1 protein-coding gene is annotated in these 810 nt (G+C 51.0%); it reads right to left on the bottom strand.

Going from position 1 to position 810, the window contains the following annotated elements; genetic code table 11:
- Positions 1-718, bottom strand: a protein-coding gene (locus ACT3RU_RS17975) for an IS5 family transposase (RefSeq protein WP_192528713.1) whose coding sequence is annotated in 2 segments (ribosomal slippage) — positions 1-490 and positions 490-718 — 719 coding nt annotated over the 2 segments. Because the reading frame shifts where the segments join, the coding sequence is not laid out codon by codon here. This gene is flagged as partial in the annotation.
- Positions 719-810 lie beyond the last annotated feature (92 nt).

Below are 810 nucleotides of genomic sequence, written 5' to 3'. Positions count from 1 at the left end.
AGGTAAACCATGGATTTGAAATTTCGTGCCAGTTTCTCAAAGCGAGTGGCAATACTGCGAAAGTGTTTCAGCCGAGCAAAGAGGTTTTCTACCAAATGGCGATGCCTGTAGAGAAAGGCATCAAACCCCGGATTTGGCGTCTTGTTGTTTGATCTTTTGGGGATGATCGGGTTGATGCCCCCTGCCCTGGCATGGTCACGGATGGCCTCTGAATCATAGCCCTTGTCAGCAATGAAGTGGTCGGCTTGATCGACCTTCTTTATGAGGTGCTCTGCAACCGTGGCGTCGTGGACGTTACCCCCAGTGACTTCAAAATCGACCGGATTTCCATGCGCATCGGCGAGCATATGGAGTTTGGTGGTAGCTCCTCCTCGTGATTTTCCAATGGCCCGCTCTTCTCCATGCCGAGCTCCACTCGCATGCTGGTGAGTGCGGAGGTAACTTCCGTCGGCGAATACCCACTCCGTATCAATTTCGCCTCGTAGCTCAAAAAAAATTGCTCCCACAATCCTTTGGTGGCCCAGCGGTTGAAGCGATTATAGGCCGTTTTCCAGGGGCAAAACTCACTCGGAATATCGCGCCAGGGAGCGCCGGTTCGGAGTTTCCAGAGTATTGCTTCCATTATATTTCGATCATTGGGCCAGCGGTGGCAACCCTTTGCTTTCATGGTGACTTGAAGCTGTTCCCAAATATCATCGGTCAAAACATATCGTGTCATGGCAGTACTCCCCCTCTGTTGAGAAGAGTCGCATAACCCCACAGAAAATCAATGAGGGACAGCCTTTCTTTCAAAATGAGGACACGCCCTAG

It is taken from the genome of Halomonas sp. TP35, from assembly GCF_052375975.1.
Lineage (GTDB): Bacteria > Pseudomonadota > Gammaproteobacteria > Pseudomonadales > Halomonadaceae > Vreelandella > Vreelandella citrativorans.
This window is presented reverse-complemented; position numbering and strand designations above follow the sequence as displayed.